20 protein-coding genes are annotated in these 22365 nt (G+C 60.4%); 2 read left to right on the top strand and 18 right to left on the bottom strand.

Annotated elements, in window-relative coordinates:
* The first annotated feature begins 100 nt into the window (after positions 1–100).
* A complete protein-coding gene (locus N8H22_RS00005; protein WP_346658367.1) occupies positions 101–1594 on the top strand; it encodes a UvrD-helicase domain-containing protein in 1494 nt (497 codons plus the stop codon).
* Positions 1595–1887: 293 nt separating this feature from the next.
* Here the strand turns inward: N8H22_RS00005 and N8H22_RS00010 are convergent, their stop codons facing one another.
* Positions 1888–2781: an integrase gene (locus N8H22_RS00010; RefSeq protein ID WP_076545176.1), complete on the bottom strand. Its 894-nt coding sequence runs from the start codon at positions 2779–2781 to the stop codon at positions 1888–1890.
* Between the two features lie 570 nt (positions 2782–3351).
* On the opposite strand from N8H22_RS00010, the gene N8H22_RS00015 reads away from it, so the two are divergent.
* Positions 3352–3786 (top strand): hypothetical protein, encoded by a 435-nt coding sequence (locus tag N8H22_RS00015; protein ID WP_191833950.1) that lies wholly within the window; start codon positions 3352–3354, stop codon positions 3784–3786.
* Between the two features lie 429 nt (positions 3787–4215).
* Here N8H22_RS00015 and N8H22_RS00020 read toward each other — a convergent pair whose 3' ends face one another.
* The 17 genes from N8H22_RS00020 to N8H22_RS00100 all read right to left on the bottom strand — a co-directional run bounded on the left by N8H22_RS00020 (position 4216) and on the right by N8H22_RS00100 (position 22361).
* Positions 4216–4650 (bottom strand): lipocalin-like domain-containing protein, encoded by a 435-nt coding sequence (locus N8H22_RS00020; protein ID WP_037019955.1) that lies wholly within the window; start codon positions 4648–4650, stop codon positions 4216–4218.
* 2 nt (positions 4651–4652) lie between these two features.
* On the bottom strand, positions 4653–5501 hold the full coding sequence (locus N8H22_RS00025) for an alpha/beta fold hydrolase (RefSeq protein WP_009868050.1): 849 nt from the start codon (positions 5499–5501) through the stop codon (positions 4653–4655).
* Positions 5498–6457 carry a VOC family protein gene (locus N8H22_RS00030; protein WP_009868047.1) on the bottom strand — a complete coding sequence of 320 codons (960 nt, stop codon included), beginning with the start codon at positions 6455–6457 and terminating at the stop codon, positions 5498–5500. The genes N8H22_RS00025 and N8H22_RS00030 overlap by 4 nt, the downstream gene beginning before the upstream one ends.
* Before the next feature lie 40 nt (positions 6458–6497).
* The gene (locus N8H22_RS00035) at positions 6498–7256 is read right to left on the bottom strand and encodes a glucose 1-dehydrogenase (RefSeq protein WP_009868045.1); all 759 of its coding nucleotides are present in this window, start codon (positions 7254–7256) and stop codon (positions 6498–6500) included.
* A gap of 15 nt (positions 7257–7271) precedes the next feature.
* On the bottom strand, positions 7272–8720 hold the full coding sequence (gene iaaH / locus N8H22_RS00040) for an indoleacetamide hydrolase (protein WP_009868043.1): 1449 nt from the start codon (positions 8718–8720) through the stop codon (positions 7272–7274).
* Between the two features lie 10 nt (positions 8721–8730).
* A complete protein-coding gene (locus N8H22_RS00045) occupies positions 8731–9480 on the bottom strand; it encodes an aspartate/glutamate racemase family protein (protein ID WP_009868041.1) in 750 nt (249 codons plus the stop codon).
* 11 nt (positions 9481–9491) lie between these two features.
* A complete protein-coding gene (locus N8H22_RS00050) occupies positions 9492–10814 on the bottom strand; it encodes an acetylornithine deacetylase (protein WP_009868038.1) in 1323 nt (440 codons plus the stop codon).
* 10 nt (positions 10815–10824) lie between these two features.
* Positions 10825–11853: a ring-hydroxylating dioxygenase ferredoxin reductase family protein gene (locus N8H22_RS00055; protein WP_009868036.1), complete on the bottom strand. Its 1029-nt coding sequence runs from the start codon at positions 11851–11853 to the stop codon at positions 10825–10827.
* 555 nt (positions 11854–12408) lie between these two features.
* Complete coding sequence (locus tag N8H22_RS00060) at positions 12409–12897, bottom strand: flavin reductase family protein (RefSeq protein ID WP_009868035.1); 489 nt, start codon at positions 12895–12897, stop codon at positions 12409–12411.
* A gap of 13 nt (positions 12898–12910) precedes the next feature.
* Complete coding sequence (locus tag N8H22_RS00065; protein WP_264588618.1) at positions 12911–14104, bottom strand: outer membrane protein transport protein; 1194 nt, start codon at positions 14102–14104, stop codon at positions 12911–12913.
* A 1-nt stretch (position 14105) separates the two neighbouring features.
* Positions 14106–15338 carry a styrene monooxygenase/indole monooxygenase family protein gene (locus N8H22_RS00070; protein ID WP_264588619.1) on the bottom strand — a complete coding sequence of 411 codons (1233 nt, stop codon included), beginning with the start codon at positions 15336–15338 and terminating at the stop codon, positions 14106–14108.
* Positions 15339–15489: 151 nt separating this feature from the next.
* On the bottom strand, positions 15490–16476 hold the full coding sequence (locus N8H22_RS00075) for an AraC family transcriptional regulator (RefSeq protein ID WP_152414092.1): 987 nt from the start codon (positions 16474–16476) through the stop codon (positions 15490–15492).
* A gap of 101 nt (positions 16477–16577) precedes the next feature.
* A complete protein-coding gene (locus N8H22_RS00080) occupies positions 16578–17981 on the bottom strand; it encodes an amidase (RefSeq protein ID WP_264588620.1) in 1404 nt (467 codons plus the stop codon).
* Entirely contained in the window at positions 17981–18841 is an 861-nt protein-coding gene (locus tag N8H22_RS00085) for an alpha/beta hydrolase (RefSeq protein ID WP_264588621.1), read from the bottom strand. The genes N8H22_RS00080 and N8H22_RS00085 overlap by 1 nt, the downstream gene beginning before the upstream one ends.
* Positions 18842–18900: 59 nt before the next feature.
* The gene (locus N8H22_RS00090; RefSeq protein ID WP_009868029.1) at positions 18901–20235 is read right to left on the bottom strand and encodes a Rieske 2Fe-2S domain-containing protein; all 1335 of its coding nucleotides are present in this window, start codon (positions 20233–20235) and stop codon (positions 18901–18903) included.
* 151 nt (positions 20236–20386) lie between these two features.
* On the bottom strand, positions 20387–21385 hold the full coding sequence (locus N8H22_RS00095; protein ID WP_264588622.1) for an AraC family transcriptional regulator: 999 nt from the start codon (positions 21383–21385) through the stop codon (positions 20387–20389).
* Positions 21386–21821: 436 nt separating this feature from the next.
* A complete protein-coding gene (locus tag N8H22_RS00100) occupies positions 21822–22361 on the bottom strand; it encodes a cupin domain-containing protein (protein ID WP_037019960.1) in 540 nt (179 codons plus the stop codon).
* Positions 22362–22365: the final 4 nt, after the last annotated feature.

Genomic DNA, 22365 nt, shown 5'->3' on the forward strand with positions numbered 1-22365 from the left:
ACCAGCTGTCACCGGTAGAGTTTGAGAAGCGACATTTACTGAGCCTGGAAAGTGTCTAAGAAATCCGGGGCGATTCAAACTTGCCCAGGACATTGAGAAGATCGAGGGCGAGCTAGCACGCTCGAGAGGCGACAATAAAACATCTCGAGCAAACCGACGGAAGCTACAAAGCAAAATACGCAGACTTGAGACTCTGGACGAGATTACTAAGTTCATCTACAGCCCCACAGGTGACAACAGAGAGCGGCAAGCTCTCAATCACGATGAGGTCATCAAGTTAACTGCAGCATTCGCTCCTGAACGCCCTTTGTTGGATGTTCTAGTAGACCGCTACCCAGTTGTATTGATCGACGAAAGCCAGGACACCCACGCTCCAGTAATGGAGGCTTTTCTGAAAGTCCAGCAATTGGCGCAGGCACGCTTCTGCCTGGGACTACTGGGCGACACCATGCAACAGATTTACGGCCATGGAGTAACGCGCCTTGATAAAGCGATACCGGATGACTGGCTGAAACCTGAAAAGATCGTTAATCGCCGCTGTCCTCGTAGGGTAGTAGATCTTATCAACGTGATTCGAAGCGCTGCAGACACCCATCAGCAGACCCCGAAGCCCGATGCCATTGAAGGTGTAGTGCGCATGTACTGCATTAGTCAAAGCCAAGAACAGGCACCAATTCTTGAGGAAGGTATCGCTCAGTCGATGGCTGCAATCACCGACGACGGCGAATGGGCTACCGGTCCTGAAGGCCGAAAAACCTTGATCCTCGAACATAAGATGGCTGGACGGCGGATGGGGTTCGAAAAGCTGTTCACGCCCTTATACGCGATTGAGCACCTTCAAACAGGCTTGCTGGATGGAACCTTGCCCGCACTTCGCGTTTTCAGCGAAGGCGTTCTTCCCATTCTTACCGCAAAGGATGATCACTTCCTTCTGCTTGAAGCCGTACGCTCTCGCTCTCCCTTGCTCAGAAAGGATGCAATACAATCAACAGAGGATCAATCGACCCACATGCAGCGTGTAGAGGACGCGACGCATGCCCTGCTCTCTCTTTTCGAAAAAAACGATCCAACACTGAGCGAGGTCGCAACGCTTTTGTTGCAAACCCAATTGCTTGATGTTCCTGACAATCTGGTTGGGGCAATGGTGTTGGGAGCCCCTAGTGAGGCTCCAGATCCTGAAGATACGAACGCGATGACCAACTACGCCTACCAGCTATTCCTTGAGCGTCCATTTTCGGAGCTGGCAGCCTTTGCGAGTTATGCGGATGGCCTTTCACCCTACGGTACACATCAAGGGGTAAAGGGGCTGGAGTTTCCACGAGTCATGGTCGTCATCAACGATGAGGAGGCAGGCGGCTTCTTATTCAGCTACGACAAATTGCTGGGTGTAAAAGAACCAACAAAGACTGACCGGGACAACGAGCGTGACGGCAAGGACAACGCACTAGCACGTACTCGTAGGCTGCTTTACGTGACATGTAGTCGGGCTGAAAAGAGCCTGGCGATTGTCGTATACACACCCCAGCCTACACTCGCCAAGCGAAACGTTGTTGCTGCTGGCTGGCTTCAGGAGAGCGAGGTCGAAATCCTGTGAGGCCTTCCTCCTAGGATTGAATCGCCCTAGTTGCGTAGACGCTTCCGGGCCTCATAGTGAGGCTATATGAGCGAGCCCCCTTGTCTGAGCAGGGCTTCCGCCAGCGGCTGCTTTTGGCCGGAAGCTGCCCGTGGGCCTCCACTTTCGTAGCCCAGCCACCCAATAGATACGCATGAATTTCCGGCGTGAGCGCTGCAAAGCGCTCAAACTATAGGTAGCCACGAGACCACTCCTATTGCCTCACAGGCCATCAGCCGAGCTACATCTGAAAGGTCAAACCATCAGGAGGTACCTCAGCCGTCGGCGATTTCCGACCTACGCTCTCTGTCTCGCTTAACACTAAGGGCCAGCTCAACCGCACGCATTCGCGTGGGCACTGTATCTCTCACCTTTGAGAAATCAGCATCACTTGCGGGCTTCACCTTAACAGCCTCTGCTCGTCCGGTTCGTCTATCGCCGTACCGGCTAATCGAATCGGTCGCCTGGTGACCCATGACATACGCCATCTCAACCGCAGACATGCCTGAAGCTTTCAAATTTGCTCCGAACTGGTGACGAAGCGTGTACATGCTCGGCACCTTCCTCCTACCGAATAGCTCAGTAGCGACTTGGTGAAGCGCAACGCGTATTGAGTCCATACTGCGCGGCTGACATTTAAAAGCAGCGAGAGCATCTCTCAAGATGTTACAGACACCATCGTCAGCCTCGAGCGTTCGGCTAGCGCCGCGTAAACCGTTGTGGCTAAGCTTTGCACCAGATACATGGATGCGCCGGCCGTCGATAGAAATGCCATTAAGCTCACATGGGCGCGCTCCGGTAAGAGATATCACCATCAAAGCGCCCGCTTCAACAGGCATATCTCGTTCAGCTAAATATCGGAGCCACGCCTCAAAATCAGCGGTAGAAAGCTTTTGCGGACGTTGTTGCTTTTGCTTGCGCGGAAGACCCAACACGGTGACCGGATTTAGCGTCCGATTGATTTCTTGAGCAGCCCAGAAATTGCCTCGACGCTTTTGATCAAACGCCAAAGCGTTACGTAAGCGCCGGTAATAATCCGGGCGGTAATCAGGGGCAGCCCGTAGCAAAGCACCAATAATATTGAGCTCATTAAGCTCAACGCCCTGCATTCGAGTTGCATAGAAGTTACTGGCCAAACCGACGTAGGCGCTTTGAGTATCTGTATTCATAACTATCTTCTTATTATTATCTGCGCGACACATGCCACACGATTAATTATTGCAAATACGAAAACCAAAAAACAACAACCAGAATATTATTTTTTATATAACCCACAAGCCCAAGATTGCAAATCCCAAAATCCCTATCCTTTTCTATATCGCGCCCTGGACTTTGGTTCGTTGGCCAAGGACGAACCATGTTACCTGACCCCACAAGACGACCCACCGGGAGCAGCACATAGACCGACTGAACAGCGCTGGGTATGAGCAGGTGCTTCCACTCTTTCAGCCGATTCACATTTTAAAATGCGAGAACCAGGTAGAGTAATTTTAAATTGCGCTCACAGCCTGTGCCGGCGATGGACTGGCGCAATCGGTTACCAAGACACCACTGCCCACGACATACTGCTTATGCCGCTTTTAAATTATGGGTTTTGGGTCGGACACTCTACTAGATAGCCAGCCGAACGGCCTCCGGGGCGTTAACCATGAGCTGTATAAAAATACAGTATAGCCTATTGCCTTTTTAAATCGGAGCAACTTAGAATAATAAACAGAACAACAACCTGAGGAAAAAACATGTCTATCCTAATTCTTAACCGCGAGCGCGACGAAGTCGGCGGTCAATACCTGGTAGCAAGCATTCACGGTGTGGAACACTACGTATCACTTGATGATGACTATCCGGAGCAAATCCCAGATTCAGATGATATAGTCCACCGCATTAATGAAGATGACTTCAATGAGCTTTCAGAGAAGGTACGCTCCTACGTGCGCAAGCACAGCATCGCCCCCATTCACTCACTCGATGACGTTAGGCTGCTTGCGATGCAGCTCGGCGATATGAAAGCAAAGACCTACGAAATCGACGAAGAAGGTCTTGGCTTCACGCTCCGCGACTGTAACATAGATAAAGGTGTACGCACCCTAGTTCGTAAATTTAATAGCACATATCAGGCATATCGCTGGCTGAGCGAGCAACTGGATATTTTGGATTTCAATGCGCCACGGTAAGCGTGCAAGAGCTAATGTCCCGCCATTGCATTCCTAATCAAATGCCGCATGCAACCGAGGCGCGCTATAGATAAAGACGTTTAATTGACTAAATTGGCTTCAATGCGACTCGGTTAGACGTTAGCTTTATTGTAGATCGCCTGATTAACTTGAAGGCTGCTCACTTCAAATCTTTACTGTCTTGGTAGCCTTTCATTTACTAATGCCCGGCAACCGACGCACGCTTAAAGATTGCACCAACAAAAGCGCATGGATTATGGTTCATCTACAGCAGGCGAACCATAGGCTAGCGGTTCCCGCGTAGAACGCCACTGGATACCGCGGGCCCCAAGTTAGAGTGACCGTCAGCGCACCAGCTGTACGCCGAGGAAAGAACAAAGGCAGCAAAGCTCCGGCTCCTTGTAAACGTGCCGAGCTTTGCTTATTGGCCTAGCTGGCGAGCTCGGCACGTTTCCAGCGCAGACGTGCAGTGCGAGCTTCCGGAGTGCCGTCCTCCAGTCGGGCGGTAAGCGACAGCACATCACCATCCAGCACGGCCGTGCGCTTCTGGGTGCCTCCAACCCAGTTTGGGAAGATGCTGTAGAAAACCTTGTGGGTGATGGTTCTGCCTTCTACGTCGTAATCGCCTGCGTAGGTCAAATAGCTGCTGTAGGCAGCGGCCTTCTCGACATCCTCCGCGGACCACTGACCGCCAGTGGCGAAAGATTCGCGACCTTTCTTGGCAACTACGCAAAACATGCCGTAATCACTGTACTCAATGAAGCCTTCTAGCTCGGTGCCCATTGGCTGAACCACGCGGCCGTCGTCGTACAGCTGCTCCCAAGCCAGGATGTTCCAGCGACCTTTTATGGTGTCTCGATTCATGTTCATGCTCCTGTGGAGGCAGGCTGTTCAATAAGGAAATCAACCAACAGGCGAGTGAATGCAGCGGCCCTCTCGATCTGCACCCAATGACCGCATTCGCCAAACACGTGCATCTGCGCGTGGGGGATCAGGCGCAGCATGCGATCGGAGACTTCCAGCGGGATCACCTTGTCGTCACGGCCATGGATCAGCAGCGTCTCGTGTGGCAATGAACGCAGGTCCGCTTCCGCCAAGGCGAGCATCTCAACGCCCTGCTGCCGGGGCGCCGGGAACAGCTGGGCAAAACGGGTCTGTACGTCGTCGCGGATGCTCGCCTCGTAGCGCATGCGCACCAGGTCGTCGTTGATCAGGCCGTGGTCGTAGGCAAAGACCTCCATCAGCTCGCGCATCGCCTGCAACGACGGCTGGTAACCCCAGACCTTGTCCAGACCCTCGGTGATGGGGAACGGCAGCCCCGCTGCGCCCATCAGCACCAGGCGCTGGACGCGCTGCGGATGAGATTTGGCGAACGCCAGAGCAATAGCGCCGCCGAAGGAATTGCCGACGATGGAGACACGCGGAATATCCAGCGCGTCGAGCAGCCCCACCAGCGATTGCACCCAGGTATCCGGATCCAGCTTCCAGTCGCCGGGGCAGCTGGTATAGCCGAAGCCCAGCATATCGGGCGCGATGATGCGGGCTCGCTGGGATAGTGTTGGAATCACACCGCGCCAGTTTGCCCAGGCGGTGACGCCGGGACCTGAGCCGTGAATCAGGAGGATGGCATCGCCTTCACCCTGGTCGTGGTAGTTGAGAGTGCATTCGCCAATGCGCAGGCTGTTGGCGATTTCCGGGGAAGCATTGGCAGTCATTGTCTGGCCTTCGCGGTTTGGGTGGTGGTGATGACCGGGGCGCGTACGCCCTGGGCAGCCAGGCGTTTGAGGATCTGCCGGGCTTCTTCGCGCTTGTGGTCCGGCAGCCAGGTGCGGTCATGCCCCCACAGGCTCATGCCTTGCAGTTCCTCGACCTGCCAGTCCGGGCCAACCGTGCGACTGGCCCAGCCCAGCTCGAACATCCAGCCGTCGGGGTTTTTCAGATAGAAGGAGGTGACATGGTCATTGATGTGGCGGCCGAGCGTCACGCCGATGCTGTCCGGGTTGGTCAGCGCCACGTCGTAGGCACGGCCCACGTCGTCGAAATCGTTGTACTCGAGCATCAGGTGGTAGATCTTCGCCGGGCCGCCGGTGTGGGCCAGCCCCATGGTGTGGTGGCGCGGATTGCAGTGCAGGAACTCCACGCGAAAAGGCGCGTGGGTGTAGTCGCTAACCTTGAAGCCGAAGATGTTGCGGTACAGGTGGCTGAGTTCGTCGAAATGCTCGGTTATGAGCGCCACGTGGCCCAGGCCCAAGTCGCCGGTGCGGAAACCGCCGATGGGACGCCCCGGCACAAAGGGGCTCTCGGCATCGGCCAGGCCATGGCAGACCTCGATCCGCACCCCGTCGGGGTCACGGAAATGGAACATGCCGGTGACACCGCGTAGCTGCAGTTCCTCTTCGCTGCCTTCGGTGGTCGCGTAACCGGCCTGTTCCAGGGCGACGCGGATGCGCTCGGCATCGCTGCCGTCCGCCACCTCGAACCCCATGCCCATGCTGGGTTCGCCTTCGGTTCTGCTGACCAGAAGGCGCTGCACCTTTTCATCGGCACGCAGCCGCACGCAATTTCCAGGTTGAACGACTTCGACCTGCAGGCCGATCGGGTCACGCGCCTGGTCTACCCAGGCCTCGAGATGCGGTGTCTGCACCACCACATAACTCAACGCGTTGATCATCTTGTTGTTCTCCGTGTGATCATTCCCATTATCGGGATGGCTATTGCGCCGACATGCCGCCATCCACCGAAAGCGTCGTTCCGGTGACGTAGGAGGACTGGTCGGACAGCAGCCAGAGCACTGCGGCAGTCACTTCCGCCGCTTGGCCGATACGGCGCATGGGCACCCCTTCGTCGTAGAGGTGGTCGTCGCCGCCGGTAACCCGGTCGAAGCTGGGCGTCTTGATTGGTCCCGGGCACACGGCGTTCACGCGGATGCCCTGGTTGGCGTAATCCAGCGCCACGGCCCGGGTGGCACCGACGATGCCGTGCTTGGACGCAACGTAATAGGCCGTCTCGGGCATCGCCTTGAGGCCGAAGATGGAGGCGTTGTTGACGATGGAGCCGCCTCCGCAGGCGAGCATGGCGGCCGTCTCGTACTTCATCATGTACAGCACGCCTTTGAGATTGATGTCGATGACCTCGCTCAGATCGGCCACCGGAGTCACGTGAACGGTATTGAAAGCGCGCTGCAGGCCGGCATTGTTGAACGCGCCGTCGAGCCGGCCATGGCTGTCCAAAGCCAGCGCCACCAGCGCTTCGCAATCCTCGGGGCGGGAAACGTCGGTTGGACGAAACAGTGCCTCGCCACCCAGGCCGCGAATCTCCTCGACCAGCGCCTGACCGGCCTCGACGCCACGGTTGCCAATTACCAGGCGAGCACCCTGCGCCGCCAGGGCCAGGCACACGTCCCGCCCCATGCCACTGGCACCGCCCGTCACGATCACCACCTTGCCGCACCAGCTGTTTTTCTCACTCATAACACTTCTCCCGTTTCAGGCACGCGCCACGCGACCAAAAATTCCTTCCAAAAGCTGCCCGATGGCCAGCAAGCGGCGATCACTGAACGGCGGCCCGTCCAGCTCCATGCCCACCGGCAGACCGCTGCGTTCGCCGAGCCCGACAGGAATCTGGATGCACGGCAGCCCGGCGCTGGCGGCAGGTTCGGTGTTCTGGATCAGGCGCTCGAAATTCGCCGGCTGGTTGACCTCTTCGCGCGCCAGCGGGGCGACCACGGCGGTGGTAGGGAACAGCAACGCGTCGAGGCAATGGGATTCGAACAGGTCCTGGTAGCGTTCGCGCAGCGCCTGACGCCCGCCGTTCTGGGCTGCCTTGTAAAGCGGCGAGACATCCACCAGCTGGTCGCCGACGGGCAGCTTGCGCGGCAGCACCCAGTTCTCGTAGATGTAGCGCACATCGGGGCTGTGCAGCTTCTCGGCGACCTGTTCGATGGTCATGTCGTGGCCATACTCGCGCAGGTACTCGACCATGCAGTCGTATGCCTCGTGGATAACCACCGAAAAGCCGACAGGTTCGTTCAATGCCAGCAGGCCGGCCTCCTCGATGGGAACCAGCTGGATGCCGTGGGCACCCAGTTTGTCCAGTGCGGCATTGGCCAGTTGCCGGGTATCGTCATCCAGGTTCTGCCAGCATTCGGCCGGAATCCCCAGGCGCAGTTCGCCAAGGCGGATCGACGGCAGCGCACAATCGCCGGTGATCAATCCGTCGAGCAGCGCAACATCAGCCATGCACAGGGCCATCGGGCCGACGGTGTCGCGACTGCGGGCGATGGGAATCACGCCGCGGTCGGAGTAGCGCCCCTGACTAGGTCGCAGCGAGGCGCACCCGTTGAGCGCCGGAGGGATGCGCATCGAGCCGCCGGTATCGGTACCCAGCGCCGCCAGTGCCATGCGCGCCCCCAGGGCGGCCGCACTACCTGAAGATGAACCGCCGGCGATGCGCGTGCTGTCGTACGGGTTGCGCACGCCCACTTCGCGCCCCGTATTGAAGGCGCCGTTGTAGCCCGTCGCACCGAAGGCCAGCTCGTGCATATTGGTCTTGCCGAGGATGATCGCGCCGGCCTCGCGCAGCTTGCGCACCGTGGGCGCATCTTCGGCAGGCACGAAATCGGCGAAGGCCGGCGAGCCCGCAGTGCAAGGCAGTCCGGCGCAGTGGATGTTGTCCTTGATCACGATCGGGATGCCGCTCAGAGGCTTGAGTGGCTCGCCAGTCCTGCGCGCTGCGTCGGCAGCCTGCGCGGCCGCCAGCGCCCCTTCTCGATCGAGGGTTACGTATACGTTCAGTTCGCTGCCGTCTTCGCAGCGTTCCAGGCACGCTTCCACCAACTCGGTGCTGGTTAGCACGCCGTCGCGGAATGCAGCGGCGGCTTCGGCGATGGTCAGGTCGCTGATGGCATGGGCCTCGGCGGATTCGAACATTTTCATCGAGGCACTCCTAGGCTCGGCCTTGCGTCATGAAGGCGGTGTCCTTGTTCTGTTCAGGGCTGGGGAACGCGACCTTGCTGTGGCACAAGCCAAGGTCGAGCAGCATTTCGCACTGTTTGTAGGCGATAACCCCGGGGTTTAGCACTGGTACGGGCAAGTGCTCGGCAAGGTAGGCATGGGACTGGTGCATGGTGGTCGAGCCCAGCACGATGACGTCGGCACCGTCCTCCTCAATGGCACACAGCCCCGCCTCGAGCAATTTCCCGAAGACGATGTCTTCCTTGCCCTGCAGCAGCGCCTCGGTATCCGGGCGAACGTCGATGGAACGGATCGACGCCAGGCGTGACTCCAGTCCGTATTCCTTGATGGTCTTGCGGTACAGCGGGTACCAGCGCGGCCACATCGTCAGGATGCTGAACTTGTGGCCCAGCATGCTGGCGGTGTGGAAGGCAGCGATGCCAGGCGCCAGCACCGGAATCGACAGGCGCGAGCGCAGCGCAGCGAGGCCGGAGTCGCTGACGGTGTTGATGCACACCGCATCGAACCCCTCCTCCTCGGCCTTGAGGCCGGCTTCGATCACGGCGAGCTCCATCAGCGCCATGTCGTAATAGCTGTCGGCCAGGGTCATCACCTGGCCGGCGCCGACGAAACTGACGTCGATATCTGCGCGCAGCAGCTCAGCCGGCAGTTGCGACTCCACCAGCGGGCGAGTGGCCTCGCTCATCGGTACCGGAAATATCATCTTGATGCGCTTGTTCATCGTCTGCTCCTTCACAGGCCCAGTTCGTGGCGCGGGCGGGTCAGGGTGTCGATCAGCGCGTAGAGGATCTTTTCGGCGCAGGGCATGAGGTCCGGAACGTAGGTAGCGCCCATGCCGCCGAGACCTTCGGCCACCGGCAACGGCGCCCCGGTCGCAGGCCACGGCCAGCCGATACGCGCAGTGGGTACGCCGTAGCGGCGTAGCGCGGCGCCATCGGTTTGCCCGGCGAGCATGTCCGGCTGGCCATGGGGACGTTGTTCGATGAACTCCCAGCCGCGCTTGCAGGACTGGATGATCCAGTTCTCTGGATCGGTGGTGCCGCCCGGCACCGAGCCGTACTGCTCCCAGTCCAGATCCAGATCGGGGAAGCGCGCACTAAGATCGGCAACGAACTCGGCGAACTGCGCCTTGACGCTGGCCGGACTTACTCGCGGATTGACGCGTACATCGAAGAAGATTTCGGTGACCGCGCTGGGGAAGGCCGGGCGCTCGACCTGGCCGCCGCGCACGCCGGCAATCCAGCCATGGGGCTGGATCACGCCGCTGGTGTTGCGCTCGGTGTACTGCAGGATCCACTGCTGCAGTTCATGGATCACGGTGGCCGAGGGCACCACCGAGCTGCGGAAACCCGGAATGTCATGCGGCACACCGGCGTAGCCTAGGGTGCCCTTGACCTTGAGTTTGAACCAGGCCATGCCCGGCTCCTCGTGGTACACCCAGTTCCAGGGTTTCATGATGATGGCGAAGTCCGGGTACATGCCGCGGTTGAGCATGTGGATCACGCCGTTGGACATGCCGGCGTTACGCTCGCTGATGTCTACCGGCATGCCGCCGTCGGCCATGCCAAGCAGCAGGTCGCCCTTGAGCGGAACGCCAGCCTCGATCAGGGCCGTGGACACTTCGGTGAGGGTGGCAATCATCCCCTTGGGGTTGGACGATCCGAGACCGAAAACCCAGTCATCGACCATCTGCGCGTAGGGCTGCAGATCGGCTTCCTGGCCGTCACCGGTGAGGACTTCCTCGCCCGGCGTGCGGTCCAGGTGCGTATCGATCGGCGCGTACAACAACACGGTCGCACCGCCGCCGCTGCCCTTGAACTCGCCCAGCGCGTTGCCGGTGATCTCGTTCATCGGGTAGTAACGCGCCTTCATGCCGATTGACTGCATGTGCCGACGCATGAACTCGCTGGCCTCGCGGGTCGCCCCAGTGGGGCTGTGAATATTGGTCAGCTGAAACAGCAGTTTCTGCAGGCGCTTGGGATCGAGCTTGGCGCGAGCCAGTTCGTACCACTGGCTCTGCTCGGGGGAAAACGGAAGCGAAGTCGTTGGTTTCATGGGTAATCCCTCAATTACTGGCGACGAACTGCTCGGCGAAGATGTTTTCCGGCTTCACCCCCAACTCGATCAGGCGTGCGGTGGCGGCATCGATCATCGGCTGCGGTCCGCACAGATAGGCGACGGTATCCGGGCTGGTAACGTCGCCCTCGTGGAGCACGCTGACCGGACTGCCCAAGTGCATGCCTTCGATAGCGTCCTGGCCTACGCAAATGCGGGTTTCCAGAGTCGGCAGCCACTGCTTGCGCAGCTCGATATCGTCCAGCGAGAACAAGGCTTCCGGCACGGCACAGCCGAAGCTCAACAACATCGGTGGTTTGCGGCCGCTGTTCTGGCGCAGGGTGTCGATCATGGAGAGGATCGGGGCCAGCCCGGTGCCGCCGGCAACGAAGATGTGCGGTGCGCGCTTGTACTCCTCGCGCAGGAAGAAAGCGCCGTAGGGGCCGCTCAGCGTCAGGACCTGATCCGCTTGCGCCTCGTTCGCGAGGAAATCGGACATGGCGCCGCCCGGCAGCAGACGGATCAGGAATTCCATCTTCGGCAAGTCGACCTGCGTACTCGACGGCGAGTAGCTGCGCAGCACACCCAGCCCGGGCACCACGATTTGCATGAACTGGCCCGGACGGAACTCCATCCACTCCCCTTCGGCCAGCTCCAGGGTCAGCTTCACGACGTTGCTGGCGATGCGCTCCACGGAATCGATGAAGGCATGAACTTCCTGTGCCGCGGTGGAACCCACCTCGCTGCCGTAGCCAAGGTCGAAGGTGCAGTCCGAGTTGACCTGGGAAACACACAGCAGGCGCTGGCCGGCCTCGTATTCACTGCCCAGCAGAGAAGAGCTGGCGCCGGGCTGAGTCACCGCTTCGCCTTCACTCAATGTGCAGATGCAGCTCGAGCAACCGCCGGAGCGGCACTGATAAAGCACAGGCATTTCAGCCGCGATCGCCGCTTCGAGGATGTTGGCGCCCCGTGGCACGCTGAAGCTGTGGGTAACGCCATCGGCGAAGTTGAGGGTGACGTGATGCAGTTGATCATTCATAACGGAATCCACCGAATCGGGACTTGCTTGAAGCCGGCTGAAGCGTGTGGACTGCTGCACCACCAGCGTTCCAGACGGGCTGTCTTGTTCCGGATGTTAGGAAGCGACAAGGCCGAGCCGCGCTCCAATGGGGTACACGGTTATCCCGAAAGCGCAAATAAGTTGCGAAAAAAAAAGCAGCCATCCCTGGCTGCCGTTGAAGAGGCACAACACCATCGTGTTCTGTGCCGTAGGAAGCGCAGCCTTGCGGCTGCGTGGAGGTGACGCAGGAGGTTGATGACGTGGGGATGGTGGATGTGGCCGTCCGCCAGAAGAACATGCGCCGAGCTATCCCATGTGCGCAGTCGACTATCCGAATAGTGCCGAACCTCCATCTTTTCAAGCACGGTTGGTTGCCGCCCGGCAACGGGCGATGGCAATCATCAACCGCACATTGCCAGGCGGTGCAGGGCTGGTTCCGAGGTTAAGCAGCGCCGGCAAACGCTGCGCTCCGACCAATTACGCGCTTATCCGGATAACGCAATTAATTGCGATCTGGCATGAACCGCGTGCCGATTACTCTGCCAATGCACTTAACCCCGCGTAGCGACCACGGTGGAACAAGAGCGGGCGTGCTTCGTCGTCACAGACATCCATCCTGTGCACCCGTCCGACCAGGATAAGGTGGTCGCCTCCCTCGTATCGGTGCTCGACGCAGCATTCGAAACGCGCCGGACAGCCCTCGAACAGCGGCACGCCGCCCAACCCCTCGGTGTAGTGCAGGCCCTCGAACTTCGCCTCGGAAGCACGGCCGAAACGATTGGACCAACCCGCCTGCTGATCACCCAGTACATGCACGGCAAAATGCTCGGCCACGGCGAAGGCCGGATAGCTGAAGGCCTTGCGACCGATGCTCCAGAGCACCAGCGGCGGATCCAGAGACACCGTATTGAAGCTGCTGGCAGTGACGCCGATCAGCTCTCCGGCAACGTCACGGGTAGTGACCACCGTAACGCCCGTTGCGAAGTGGCCAAGGGCCTGACGAAAAGCGTTTGGTTCGATCATCGGCTCGGTCTCCTCAGAACATGACGCCATAGCTGAACGACAGCCAGTGTTGCCCCATGTAGGGCGAGGACACCGCGTCCGGTCCCAGGCCATCACCGTCGACCTTGTCCTTGAACGAGCGCGCATAGGCGAAGGACAGCTCGTTGCCAGCGGCAAGGCGGTAGGTTGCTCCCAGGGAGACGTGCCGGTGATTGGCTGCTGGTGCGAGCAGGCCGAGATAGCCGTCGCGACTGTCCAGCAGTTGGTTGGCATCGTTGTAGCCGGCACGCAGGGTCAGCTGCTCGCTCGCATCCCAGGCCGCGCCAACGCGGTAAATCGTCTGGTCGCGCCAGCCGAAGCCTGGACCGTCGCTGTCGCCGGGAGCTCCCCCTGCCCGGCTGACGCCAGGGTTGCCAAAGGCCTTGACGTCGCTCCAGAGGATGCGCTGAACATCAGCCGCCAGGGTCCAGTCGCCGCGTTGGTAGCTCAGCCCGAGCCCGTAGTTGGCCGGCATGTCCAGATCGCCGCCTTCGGCAAGCAGCCGCTCGAAGCGCTTCATCTTGCCCATGTAGCCTCGCGTGGCGTAGCTCGCACCAAGGCTCAACTCATCCGTCAGGCGGCCCATGTAGCCCAACCGCAGACCGGCGCCGTATGACTCGTCGCGGCCTTCGGGCAGGCCGATGCTGCTGGTGCCATCGATATCCAGCTGTTGCCGGATCAGCAATAGTCCCAGGCCGAGGCTGTGCTGCTCGTCGAACTGACGGGCATAACTGAGGGTAGCGACCATCTGCTGGAATTCCGAGCCGGGGCGCTCCAGCCCGCCGACGTTGCTGTCGCTGCCATAGGCAGTGCCGACGCCGTTGCCAACGATCGACAGGCCCAGACTGCTCACCTCGTCCAGCATGCGGTTGGCGCCTAGCTGCGGAATGATGTAAAGGTCGTTGTCCTCGATGCCGCTGACGGTTTCACCGGCGAACTCCACACCGTTGTCCACCTTCAGCAGCGCCACGCCGGCATCCACCCGGGTGCCGACCCAGACCATGCCGGCAGGGTTCGAAGCGCCGACCAGCGAATCCTGAGGCAGCGCCAGTACCACACCGCCCATGCCTTCGGATTTCACGCCATAGCCGTGAGGAAAGGTACCTTGAGTTGCCAGCGCCAGCGGCGCAGCGGCAAAGAGCACCGAGGCTGCCAGAACGCGCGAGGCGTTGATTGAATATCGACTCATCTCACGCCTCCTTCGCCAGCGCAAAGCTGTCGATGAAGCGCTCGGCCTCCTCCACGTCGTAATACCAGGGCGTCAGGCTTTTCGGATCGTCGAAGGCATTGGCCACTGTGGCGGCAATGCGCGGGTCCTGCGCAGAGGCAGCGAACACACGCATGGCGGACTCAGGCGGCGGCAGCAGGTGAGTGTTGGTGAACCGCGCGACCCACTGCGCGTAGTCCCAATAGCGCTCGAAGGTAGTTTGCTTGAAGGCATCGTCGAAGGCTTCGCCGCCCTGCTCGAGGATTGCCTTCATGTACACATTGGCGCACTTGCTGGCATTGTTCGAGCCCTGCCCGGTGATCGGGTCATTGAGCACCAGTACATCGGCCATGCCCAGCACGGTACGGCCGGAAGGCAACACGCCGATGGGCTTGCGCACCGTGGGTGTGAGCCGTCCGACCAGCGTGCCGAGCTCGTCGGTCAGGCGCAGGTTCTGACAGCGCGGCGCCTCCCACGGGAAGAACTCGTTGATCAGCTCAACCGCAAGCGCAAGATGCTCGGTCGGCGTGTTGACCTCGTGCCAGCGGTCCATCGGACCACCCTCGACGCATTCCAGATTGATGATGTCGCCGGCCCCAGTATGGGTGATGCAGGGGAAATTGACGTATTCACCGACACCCGGGTTGATGCTGATGTTCAGGGCGCTGTAGTCCGTGCGCGGCAGCATGCCGTGGACGTAAGTCAGCGAGATGGTGCGCATGGGTCGGTCGAACTGGCTGCGCTCGGCGTCACGTTCAAACAGCTTGCCGATTTCGCCCTTGCCGGCGGCGACGATCACGAGATCGCTTTGCTGGGCGTAGCGTTCCAGCTCCTCCAGGCCAGCTTCCTCAATGACCAGGTTGCCGCCCTGATGCTCGAACTCCTTCATCCAGCGCGGCATCTTGATCCGCTGATCCACCGACTGCCCCGGTGCCTTCATGCGAGCACGCCAGTCCACCAGAAGCCCTTCGCCATTGCCGGCACGCATGTGCACGCCATGGGTCGGCGGGCAAACATCATCCCACAGGGCCAGCCCCAGCTCTCGCTCGAAGCCCAGCGCCATGTCGTACATCGATTGGCTGGACAGCACACGACCGGCGGAAATCTGCTCACCGGTGCGGTTGGAAATCAGGTTGACGCGATAACCGTGCTGCAGCAGGCCAATCCCGAGTTGCAGACCGGCCTGACCTGCGCCGACGATTGTGATTGTTCTCATACAGATGCGCTCCATACCGTTGGAAAGGACGGCCTTGTGCCGCCCGTGCCTTCAATGTGAAGCTGCACTGCCAGGACGAATATGCGCATTGCGCAGGCGCTGTGCGCAAACTGCAGGAATCTCTTCGAGCCCGGCGCCGTGTTGGCCGAGTCTATTGGCGAGCGCGCAGCAGCGTGTCACGCGGGCTTTCCCCATAGCGCTTGCGGTATGCGATCGCCATCCGGCCAAGCTGGAAAAAGCCCCAGCGGGTGGCAACCTCGGTCACGCTGCGCGGCTGCCGAGGGTCGAGCAGATCCTGACGTACGCGGTCGAGCCGCAGATCTCGCAGATATCGCATCGGCGTGAGCCCCAGGAAGCTATCGAAACCAGCAAAAAGACTGCGCCCGCTGACCCCCGTCAGCTCGACTAGGATTTCCACGGTGACCGGACGATCAGCGTGGGCCTGCATGTAATCGCATGCGAGCTTCACATGGCGCGGTAACACCTTCGGGGAAGATCCCAATTGATGTCTCAGGTCATGCGGCTGCCAGCTCAAAAGCGTGGTCATCAAGGTCTGCTCCAGCTGCTCACGGATCAGTGGCAACTCGAACACCTGGGGAGCTCGCTGCAACTCGTTGAAGGTGTGCAGCGCACTGTTGCGCCAGGCAATGCATGCCGGATGGTCTAGGTGCATCAGTGGATGAAACTGCAGGGGCTTGTGCAGGCTGCGCCCGAACAGGCTGGCAGCATGCTGTTCGAGGACCCCACGATCGAAGCGCACCACCAGTTTCCGGCAGTCGGCGCTCCAGTTCATCTCGAGCACATCCTCGGGCCCTTGAACGGTGGCGTGGCGGTGATCATTGAGAACCTCACGCCCATTGAGCTTCTGACGGTCGCAGCCACCGATCGGCAATTGCACAAGATAGAAGTTGTCGAGGCAGTCCGGCGCGACGGTCACGTCCGTTCCGTAGCTCATCTTGCTGAAGCTCAGACGGCCGGTGCGCTGGTGGGCATGGCGGTAATTGAGGCGCTGTTTCCCGTTGAGGCTCAGGCGGTGCTCACAGAACACCGACGCCACCAGATGCCGGGCCTCATCCAAGTCCTGCGAGCGCAGCAACTGAAGAGGCTGAAAGTCTGATGTGGTCTGGGTATCACTCACGCAATTTCCTCATCCACAGATCGAGGCTCGCAAAGTGTCACCCCCGTGAGCGCTCGCGCAATCCGAATAGTGCATTGTCCGGATTGCACCCCATAGCTCCTTTACAGGCCCTGCGGCCGCAGCCGGTGCCAGTCACTGACACGCTGTACCGCCATGCCGGCACGGCAGAGCGCCGCTTCGCCACCCTTGCGTGCGATGAACTGGCCGCCGATCGGCAAGCCGCCAGCGGTCAGCCCGATGGGCAGGCTCAGGCACGGGTGGCCGCTGACATTGAACGGCGCGGTGAACTGGATCAGGCGGCGGTTGGCCTCAGGATCCAGTGCCAGATTGGCAAGCTGCTCATGGGTCGGCGCGGCATAGGGCTGCACCGGCGCCAGGACCACGTCCAGCCCATTCATCACCGAATCCACTTCGCCGGTGAAGCGCTGGGCCGCCAGCAGGATGCGCTGGTAATCCATACCACTCAGCGCACGACCACCGTCTATCAACCGACTCAGGGCCGGGCCGTATTCGCTGGCACGGGCGGGATAGGTGTCAGCGTGAGCCACTGCAGTCTGCACACCGCAGTGCATTTCCCAGTTGCTGCTCACGGCGCGGGCATCCGGCATTCGAACCCGCAGTAGCTGGCCGCCCGCCTCGCGAATGAGCTGCATGACCTGTTGCAGCGCCTGCTGGATTTCCGCATCGACGCCGTCGCTGAGCCAGCTCTCGTCGATACCCACACGCAAACCGCGGAAGCTGTCGTCAATACCTGGTATTTCCAGGCACACGCTGGGCAGCGATGTCGGGTCGAGTGGATCGTGGCCGGCGATGGTCGAGAGCAGGAACAGCGCATCCCGCGCACTACGTGTGACGGGGCCGATATGGTCCAGGCTGGCGGCCATCTCGAAGGCGCCGTAGCGGCTGACACGTCCCCAGGTCGGCTTGAGTCCGGTGAGGCCGTTAGCCGCGCAGGGAAAGCGGATGGAGCCACCGGTATCGCTGCCCAACGAGCCGTAACAGAGGCCCGCCGCGGTAGCGACGCCGCAGCCGCTGGACGAGGCACCGGCCCAGTGATTGGCACCCCAGGGATTGAGCGGAGCCTGGATGCTGGGGTGATGGATGGCGAAGGCTCCTTCGGTCATCTGTAGCTTGCCCAGCATCACCGCACCGGCTTCGCGCAGGCGCGCGACCACGGTGGCGTCCTGGTGTGGAACGCGTCGATCATGCAACGGCATGCCAGCCGCAGTGACCACCCCGGCGGTGTCCAGCAGGTCCTTGAAGGCGAGCGGAATCCCATGCAGCGGACTGCGACAGATACCGTTGGCCAGTTCCTGTTCGGCTTGCCGGGCCTGCTCCAGGGCGAGGTCGGCAGTCACCCGGGCGTAGCTATACAGCGCGCCATCCAGCACTTCGATCCGTGCCAGCTGGGCCTTGGTTACTTCCACGGGGGAGATCTTGCGGCTGCGAATCAGCAGCGAGAGCTCGTGCATCTCGAGGTAATGCAGATCGCTGGGTAGGCTCATCATTCGGCTCCGATGAAACTCAGGGCCAGGGCGTTGAAGTCGCCCGGGCATTCGGTCTGCAGATGGTGCGCGGCATTGCCGAACACGTGGAGATACCCGCAGGGCAGGCGGTTGAGCATCATCATGGGTACGTCGATGCTGCCGAACCAGTCGTGCAGCCCCCAGCACATCAGGGTCGGTGCCTGTACCTGATTCAGCACCGGCAGCAGGTTTTCCCACTCACCGAAGGCGCCTGGCGCCTGGAGCAAGCGGATATATTCGGGGTTGTTGCTGGCCTCGAAGCGCAGGCGCAGGTTCTCCTCGTCCAGACGGCTGTCGTCGTGCAGCTCGTAGCGTTGCAGGAGTTGGCGCATCTTGTCCGGCGTGGGCCCGCCATCGGCGAGGTAGTAATCGCTCATCAGGGTCGCAGCGTGCTTGCTGAACAGCGGCAGCGGCGCCAGAGCCCCCTGGTCCACCGGCTGCGAGCCGATGGTGATCAGTCGCCCTACCCTCTGCGGATGATCCGCCGCAAGACGCAATGCCACGCAGCCGCCGAAGGACTGGTTGACCAGATGCGCGCGCGTGATGCCCAACGCATCCATCAGCCCCACGAGCTTGCCGGCGTGCCAACGGAACAGTGGCCCCTGCACCGGAACCATGTCGGAGCGTCCGAACTGCGGCAGGTCGACGAAATAGCACAACCGCTCGGCCACGAACGCATCGGCACTGAGGCGGAAGTTGCTCCAGGCGGTACTGCCCGGCCCGCCGCCGTGCGTGAAGATGATCGGCAGGCGCCCGGCATCCCGGCCAAGCACCTGGTAGTGCAGGCGCACACCATCGACCGTGACGAACCGGCTGTCACTGGGGAGTTGATACGACATAGCGGAGTCCTGAAACAGTCGGGCCAGCGCCCTATGGAGGTGCGCTGGCCCGGGAGGCATCATTCTTCGATCTTGCGGACCTTGTAGCCTGGACGGTGGCCGTCAGCGGTGTCCTTGAAGATCAGGCTGGTGTTCTTCACTGCACCCGGAACGCCGCGGCCCGGCTTGGCGATACCGCGATTCCAGCGCGAGGCCATCTTGCGCCAGGTGATTGGCGAGACGTCGGTGGCCACCAGTTGCTCTTCATCCCAGCCGGTGCCGTCGGCGTAGAAATTCTGCATCGCTTCGCGGGCGTACAGGTCGCAGTCGTTGAAGCCGTGCAGGCACAGCGGCTCGTACATGTACTTGTAGCGGTAGTCGAACTTCTTGACGTCTTCTTCGGTCGGGCAGACGCGCACGAGGATTTCCCAGTATTCGTGGGTGTCGTCGGTGATCGGCACGTACCACTCGTACTGGACAACGTGGTCTTCCGGCCAGTTCTCGACCATCAGCACGCCCGGCAGCACGACGGAAGTGCGGTAGAAGCGGCCTTTCACACCCTCGACTTTCAGGTCGAGCGTCTTGTTCTCCAGCACCGGCTCCCACTTGTCAGTGAACATCCACTGCATCATGCCTTTAGGGCCGTTTTCGTCCTCGACCACGGTGATGCAGTCGTCGGCGGCCGGCAGGATACCCAGCGGCAGTACCCACTCCATCGCATGAACGATGGCGTTGTCCTTGTGCACCAGGATGTGCGCGTTATCGAAGCCGTTTTCGCAGGCGATACGCCAGTTGCCGTAACCGGTACGGTGCATGCCGCGGATCTGGGCGTTTTCGTCCATCACGCTCGGGGAAGCCGGCCACAGCGGGTGCGGGAACTTGTCGCTGTTCTCGGGGAAGCGGAACGGCAGGTCGTGGGAAAGCGGTGGTACGTCTTCATCCGGGAAGTCATCTTCACGCACGAAAACGAAGATCATGCCGTTGACTTCATGCACCGGGTAGGTGGTGATGCCGGTGGTGCCGACCAGCTTGTCATCCGGGTTGGCAACAATGGTTACCAGCTCGCCGCTCTGCAGGTCGAAGGTGAAGCCGTGGTACCAGCAGGAGATGGTGCTCTTGTTGAAGCACATCGGCTTCTCGGACAGGCGCACGCCACGGTGCAGACACTGGTCCTTCAGCGCGTAGATTTTTCCGTCGACACGGCGCAGCACGATCGGGACACCGCAGATCTGGATGCCTTCAACATGATCTTCTGGCAGCTCGTTGGAGAACAGTGCCGGATACCAGTGGTTGATGAAACCCCAGGCCGCATCCTTGTATGGCTGGTATTGGCTCTGGGTTTTGGCGTTGTTGGTACGGGCATCGCTGATGCCGGTTTTGACTACGCGCCGACGGACGATAGGCTGCTCGGACATTGTTGTGCTCCCTAGCTGACAAGAAAGACACCACACCGTGTGGCGCTTTGAAGTCATCCTAAGAAGCTGTGTCCGGGCTGACGCTCCCTATACTGTTGTGCTTATCCCGTCAGTGCAAAAAGATGCGAGTCGCCTGGAAGGGCTGGCGCGCTCAGCGCGCCAGGGTCTCGGAGGGACTTTCGCCGAAGCGGCGCTTGTAGTCAGTGGTGAAGTGTCCCAGGTGACTGAAGCCCCAGCGGAAGGCGACTGCGGTTACCGTATCGCTACCTGTTGTCAGGCGCTTGAGCTCTTCGTTGACCCTACGCAGCCGGGTCTCCTTCAGATAGAGCATCGGTGAAGTGTTGCGATAGCGGCGGAACCCCGTGAACAGCGAACGGCTGCTGACGCCCGCGTGTTCGGCCATGTCAACGATGGAGATCGGTTCGTGGGCATGTTCTTCGATGTAGCGCTCGACCCGCTTGACGAACGACGGCGCCAGCGATGGCCCCTCCGACGCCAGGTCTGCCGAATAGGTATGGGGCTGGTTCGCCAGCAGCAAATTGACCAGTCCGCTCTCGAGTTGCGCCACCATCAGCGGCGAAATGTCGTCATCGTGGGACACGCTGTCATAGACCCAGCCCACCATGCGCAGCCAGCGTGCGCCGGCCTCGGTGTCCAGCGGCATGCTGGAGTCGAACTCGATCCTGTTGCGCAAGGTACGTCCGAGCAATTGCTGGCAATGCCGCTCCAGCAAGCCTCGGTCGACGCGGATGATCAACTTTTCGGTGTTGGACGCGTGGTTGATCACCGATGATGTATGACTATTGAGCACCGATCCCATGCGTGAATTGCAGACCACGCGCTGCGAGCCGATTTCGATACGCTCTTCGCCATAGATGGGCATCTGGATCAGCGCGAAGTTCTCCATCCCATCGGGCTTGATGGTGACGGCACCACCATAGCTCATGCGGCCGATACCGATGCTGCCGATACGTCTGTAGAAGATGCGGGCATTGACCGCACCCTGGCTTTCAACGGTGCACAGGCGATTTTCGCAAAAAATCTTCTCGCCCCATTGGCGAGCTTCTTCCAGGTCATGGGTACGACAAAGTTCATAACGCGCCAACACGGCTTCTGGTGGCGTTACCGGACGAAAACTCAATTGTTCCATTTGCGATATCCTCTACGACCTGGTCAGGCAACCAGGCCGATTTGCACGATCTTTATGCGATCCCGAGTCACGCTCAGAATCATTCTTGTAATTGCAATCGCTAGCTGAACCGATATGGGGCAAGCGTCCTTCCGGGTGCTTCGGTTCAGAGCAAGGCATAGATGCGGTCACCTGCCGATGGGCGGCGATCCCTCCGATCGGCCTGAACACCAGCCACTCCTGGCTAATGGGTGTTCAACGCGTCATGACCACATTTATGACAAGCATTAAACATGCCTGGTTTCCCTGATTCCTCCACCGGTCCGGTTGAGGCAGGGTGTTTGTCCTCCTTTATGCACCGATCAGCGCCTTTATGGCGCGATGTTCATTGTAGGGACGGAAAACCAAAAAGAGCCGGAGACAGCAGCGCCGTATCCGAGCTCCGTGCGGACACGCCTCACTTACGCTGGGCGTGCACCATTACGAACATCATTCGAGCCGGAGTGTTACCGGTGTTACGCCAGGCGTGTCGGGTACCCATCTGCACCACAACATCTCCAACCCCAAGCACTGCCGGTTCGCCAGCATCTACGGTAAGCGTGAGCTGCCCTGCCAGAACCACCCCGTAATCGATGGTGTCGCTGCGATGAAAGCCTGGCGCATCGGCTTCGAATAGCTCGGCCAGACCAGGGAGACGGGCCAGCATTTCCTCGCCTGCTGCCTGTATCTGCGCCTCGCTGGGTACCACGTCAGATTCCGGCGGGAAGGTCACCAGCATGGCGCAGGTGCCGCCCGGCCCGGGTATCACCGACGTCAGCCGTGCCAGAGGATCAGATTGCACATCGCCGACCTGCGGGTCGGCTTCGGTCTGCCAGAACACCGCGGCACTGAAGCCCGGCACGTTGATGAACGGTTCGTCAGCGGCGATCGGACCGGCGCTGACGACCCGCGACCGGCCTTGGGCGTCATGCCCGGTGACAACGCATTGTGCTCGCATCCTG

The sequence above is a fragment of the Stutzerimonas sp. S1 genome (assembly GCF_025966695.1).
Taxonomy (GTDB): domain Bacteria; phylum Pseudomonadota; class Gammaproteobacteria; order Pseudomonadales; family Pseudomonadaceae; genus Stutzerimonas.

Excerpts from the sequence above, each read along its gene's own strand:
- N8H22_RS00095 (WP_264588622.1), bottom strand. The coding sequence starts at position 21,385 with ATGGAACAATTGAGTTTTCGTCCGGTAACGCCACCAGAAGCCGTGTTG.
- N8H22_RS00035 (WP_009868045.1), bottom strand. The coding sequence starts at position 7,256 with ATGAGTGAGAAAAACAGCTGGTGCGGCAAGGTGGTGATCGTGACGGGC.
- N8H22_RS00065 (WP_264588618.1), bottom strand. The coding sequence starts at position 14,104 with ATGAGTCGATATTCAATCAACGCCTCGCGCGTTCTGGCAGCCTCGGTG.
- N8H22_RS00085 (WP_264588621.1), bottom strand. The coding sequence starts at position 18,841 with ATGTCGTATCAACTCCCCAGTGACAGCCGGTTCGTCACGGTCGATGGT.
- N8H22_RS00025 (WP_009868050.1), bottom strand. The coding sequence starts at position 5,501 with ATGACTGCCAATGCTTCCCCGGAAATCGCCAACAGCCTGCGCATTGGC.
- N8H22_RS00045 (WP_009868041.1), bottom strand. The coding sequence starts at position 9,480 with ATGAACAAGCGCATCAAGATGATATTTCCGGTACCGATGAGCGAGGCC.
- N8H22_RS00010 (WP_076545176.1), bottom strand. The coding sequence starts at position 2,781 with ATGAATACAGATACTCAAAGCGCCTACGTCGGTTTGGCCAGTAACTTC.
- N8H22_RS00030 (WP_009868047.1), bottom strand. The coding sequence starts at position 6,457 with ATGATCAACGCGTTGAGTTATGTGGTGGTGCAGACACCGCATCTCGAG.
- N8H22_RS00080 (WP_264588620.1), bottom strand. The coding sequence starts at position 17,981 with ATGAGCCTACCCAGCGATCTGCATTACCTCGAGATGCACGAGCTCTCG.
- N8H22_RS00020 (WP_037019955.1), bottom strand. The coding sequence starts at position 4,650 with ATGAATCGAGACACCATAAAAGGTCGCTGGAACATCCTGGCTTGGGAG.
- N8H22_RS00100 (WP_037019960.1), bottom strand. The coding sequence starts at position 22,361 with ATGCGAGCACAATGCGTTGTCACCGGGCATGACGCCCAAGGCCGGTCG.
- N8H22_RS00050 (WP_009868038.1), bottom strand. The coding sequence starts at position 10,814 with ATGAAACCAACGACTTCGCTTCCGTTTTCCCCCGAGCAGAGCCAGTGG.
- N8H22_RS00055 (WP_009868036.1), bottom strand. The coding sequence starts at position 11,853 with ATGAATGATCAACTGCATCACGTCACCCTCAACTTCGCCGATGGCGTT.
- N8H22_RS00060 (WP_009868035.1), bottom strand. The coding sequence starts at position 12,897 with ATGATCGAACCAAACGCTTTTCGTCAGGCCCTTGGCCACTTCGCAACG.
- N8H22_RS00015 (WP_191833950.1), top strand. The coding sequence starts at position 3,352 with ATGTCTATCCTAATTCTTAACCGCGAGCGCGACGAAGTCGGCGGTCAA.
- iaaH (WP_009868043.1), bottom strand. The coding sequence starts at position 8,720 with ATGAAAATGTTCGAATCCGCCGAGGCCCATGCCATCAGCGACCTGACC.
- N8H22_RS00070 (WP_264588619.1), bottom strand. The coding sequence starts at position 15,338 with ATGAGAACAATCACAATCGTCGGCGCAGGTCAGGCCGGTCTGCAACTC.
- N8H22_RS00090 (WP_009868029.1), bottom strand. The coding sequence starts at position 20,235 with ATGTCCGAGCAGCCTATCGTCCGTCGGCGCGTAGTCAAAACCGGCATC.